The 3,494-nt window shown below is 69.2% G+C and carries 4 protein-coding genes; all 4 read right to left on the bottom strand.

The genetic code is table 11. The features are described from left to right. Positions 1 to 123: 123 nt before the first annotated feature. Positions 124 to 1,233 (bottom strand): PQQ-dependent sugar dehydrogenase, encoded by a 1,110-nt coding sequence (locus ABF821_RS20340; RefSeq protein WP_415531393.1) that lies wholly within the window; start codon positions 1,231 to 1,233, stop codon positions 124 to 126. A 19-nt stretch (positions 1,234 to 1,252) separates the two neighbouring features. Beyond that, entirely contained in the window at positions 1,253 to 1,732 is a 480-nt protein-coding gene (locus ABF821_RS20335) for a low molecular weight protein-tyrosine-phosphatase (protein WP_182972364.1), read from the bottom strand. 93 nt (positions 1,733 to 1,825) lie between these two features. Continuing rightward, positions 1,826 to 2,683: a carboxylating nicotinate-nucleotide diphosphorylase gene (gene nadC / locus ABF821_RS20330; protein WP_415531392.1), complete on the bottom strand. Its 858-nt coding sequence runs from the start codon at positions 2,681 to 2,683 to the stop codon at positions 1,826 to 1,828. Then, on the bottom strand, positions 2,680 to 3,494 hold an 815-nt coding region (locus ABF821_RS20325; RefSeq protein ID WP_415531391.1), incomplete at its 5' end, for an FAD-binding protein. The genes nadC and ABF821_RS20325, both read right to left, overlap by 4 nt.

The raw sequence follows: 3,494 nt of genomic DNA, 5'->3' as shown, positions 1-3,494 counted from the left end.
AGCGCCGGCCTGTCACGCCGGAGGTCGCGGGTTCGAGCCCCGTCACTCGCGCCACCCTTTCCCAAATCATCATCGCTTTGGCCTGCGCCGCGGGTTTCCCGACGCCGGCAGGCAAACCGCGCCCTATGGTGCGCGATAGGTCACGCGATAGATCGCACCGGCCAGGTCGTCGCTCACCAGCACGCTGCCATCCGCCAGCGGCTGCACATCCGCCGGGCGCCCCCAGGGCGTCTCATCGGCCTGAAACCCGTCCAGCAGCGGCGTGTAAGACGCCACCCCGCCCTCGGGGCCGAAACGCACCGCCATGACCCGATAGCCCGCCAGCCGGCTGCGGTTCCACGATCCATGTTCCGCGATCAGCACCGCTCCCCGATAGGATTCGGGAAACATGCCGCCATGATAGAACCGCATCCCCAGCGCCGCGACATGCGCGCCCAGCTTCAGCACCGGCGGGGTGAAATCGCGGCAATCCTGCCCCCGCCCGAAAACCGGGTCCAGACTATCGCCCTGGTGGCACACCGGATACCCGAAGGACTCGCCAGGACGATCCAGCCGGTTCAGCTCGTCACTGGGCATATCATCCCCCAGCAGGTCGCGCCCGTTATCGGTAAACCACAGCGTCCCGCTGCCCGGCTGCCAGTCGAACCCCACACTGTTGCGCAGTCCCCAGGCAATATCCTCGCGATCGGACCCATCCGGGTTCATCCGCATCAGCTTGCCGAAACGATGGCCGACATCGCAGATATTGCATGGCGCCCCGATCGGCACATACAGCTTGCCGTCCGGCCCGAAGGCGATGAATTTCCAGCCATGGTCGCCCATCCGCCACGGCAGGTCCGTCACCGCGACCTCGGGCTTCGGCGGGTCGTCCAGATGGTCCTCGATCCCGCGCAGCACCACGATGTCGCGCACGTCGGAAATATACAGGTCACCATGGCGGAACGCGACGCCCACCGGCATGGTCAACCCGCGCGCCACGATCCGCACCCGCGCCGCCCGTTCAGGCCCGCCCGTCACCGCATAGACCACACCGCCGGTCATCGAGCCGACGAACAGCGTGCCCCGCGCCCCCACCGCCATTTCCCGCGCCGAAGGAACCTGATCGGTATAGACCGAGACATGAAACCCCGCCGGCAGGCGCAGCCGCTCGATCGGCGGCGCGGCCCGCCCGGCGTTCGGCGTCACCAGTGCCAGCATGGCTCCCAGACAGGCGATCAGCCCCACTCGCGTCATCGCGCGCCTCCCTCGCCGGTCAGTCCCGCGTTGCGCGGGCCAGTTTCAGCGCCAGGGCTTCGGCTCCCTGCCGCACATCGTCCCACGTCACGTCGAACGCCCGCGCCTCCCCGTAATACGGGTCGGCCACGCCCTGCCCCTCACGCCCCGGCACATGATCCAGCAGCAGCGAAAGCTCCGCCGTCGCATCCATCGGCCTGCGACCGCGCAGGATCTTCAGATGCCCCGGATCGAGGGCCACGATATGGGTAAAAATCCGGTAATCGCCCGGACCGACGATCCGCGCGCGATAATCGCCGATATCGAGCCCATGCCGCCGCGCCACCGCCTGCGCCCGCCGATCGGGCGCAGCACCCCGATGCCAGTCGCCGGTCCCGGCCGAATCGACCAGCACCTCCAGCCCATAACGACCGGCCGCGACCCGAAACGCGGCCTCCGCCAGCGGCGAACGGCAGATATTGCCCGTGCAGACAAACAAAACGGCGGGACGCAGGGACATCGCGCGGCTTCCATCATAGGCGGGCGTACCAGAGCGCCCTGCCGGTTATGATGAACAGGGATCTGCCGGCCTGTCGAGCCACCAGCCCGATTTTCAGGCGGCCGCCTCATAATCCAGGCCGATATCCAGCGCCCGCACCGTATGGGTCAGCCACCCGACCGAGAGGATATTCACCCCCGTCGCGGCGATCTCCGGCGCGCTATCGGGCGTAATCCCGCCCGAGGCCTCGGTCACGGCCCGCCCATTCACCATCGCCACCGCCTCGCGCAACTGGTCGGGCGTCATGTTGTCCAGCAGGAACGCATCCGCTCCCCCCGCGCGCAGCGCCTGGGCCAACTGGTCGAGCGTATCCACTTCCAGTTCGATACTGACCAGATGCCCCGCCCGCGCCCGCGCCGCCGCCAGCGCATGCGCCACATCCCCGCCGGCCAGGGCAATGTGATTGTCCTTGATCAGGATCGCATCATCCAGGCGGAAACGATGATTCGCGCCCCCACCGGCCCGCACGGCATATTTCTGGATCGCGCGCATCCCCGGCAGCGTCTTGCGCGTGCAGCACACGCGCGCCTTCGTGCCCGCGACGGCCCGCACGATCCCGGCGGTGGCGGTGGCAATCCCGCACAGATGCGACAGAAAATTCAGCGCCACCCGCTCGCCGCCCAGAATGGCCGGCGCCGGCCCGGTCACACGCGCGATCCGCTCGCCCGGCGCCACCACGCTGCCATCCGGCCGCTCGATCTCGAAACGCACCGTTGAGTCCATCAGCGTAAAGGCCAGCCGGGCCATCGCCAGCCCCGCCACCACGCCGGGCTGGCGCGCCACCAGCGCGGTGCGCAGCATCTGGCCGGGCAGGGCCAGCGCATCGGTGGTCAGGTCACCACCGCAGCCGAGATCTTCCAGCAATCCCGCACGCACCAGCGGTTCCAGCATCAGGTCGGGCAAAGGGGTCATGGCACGGTCAATCCATCGGCAGGGGTGGAAACAGGCACACCGGACGACAGCGCATCCAGCATGGTCAACGTCCGCGCCAGCGTCAGGCGCGAATGTACGGCCGTCGCGGCGGTCAGCGGATAATCGGTGCGATAATGGCCACCCCGGCTTTCCCGCCGCTCCAGCGCCGCCAGACACACGATCGCGCCCACCAGCGCACGATCGTCGGTGGCCAGATGGGGCGCCAGCGCCCGCGCGGCACGCGCCAGCCCGGCCTCATCGCGCAGAATACCGGCGGCGCGGCCAAGGCAGGCATGCATGTCGGCCAGCCCCACCCCGTCCCCTTCATCCGGCACCGGTTCACCGACCGGACCGGGCGCGGGCAACGACACGGCATCGAGATCCCGCGCCACGAACCCCGCGCAGACAAAGGCTTCCAGCAGCGAATTGCTGGCCAGCCGGTTGGCGCCATGCAACCCGGTCGATGCCGCCTCGCCGCACGCCCACAGGCCGGGCACCGTGCTGCGCCCGTTCAGATCGGTCTCAATCCCGCCCATATGGTAATGTACCGCCGGCCGCACCGGCAGAGGCTGACGATCGGGGTCCAGCCCCCGCGCCGCGCAGGCCCGCGCGATACCCGGAAAATGCCGCGCAAACGCCCCATGCGTCGCCGCCCGAGCATCCAGCAGCACCTGATGGCCGGCCGTCAGATGCGCCTGGATCGCCCGCGCCACCACGTCGCGCGGTGCAAGCTCGTCGGTAAAGCGCGCGCCGGTCTCGTCCACCAGAACCGCCCCGGCCCCCCGCACCGCCTCGCTGACCAGCGCCCGCG

It is taken from the genome of Gluconacetobacter sp., from assembly GCF_047721585.1.
In the GTDB taxonomy this organism is placed as follows: Bacteria; Pseudomonadota; Alphaproteobacteria; order Acetobacterales; family Acetobacteraceae; genus Gluconacetobacter; species Gluconacetobacter dulcium.
The sequence above is the reverse complement of the archived record's forward strand: the minus strand, read 5'-3'. Positions and strand labels throughout refer to the sequence as shown.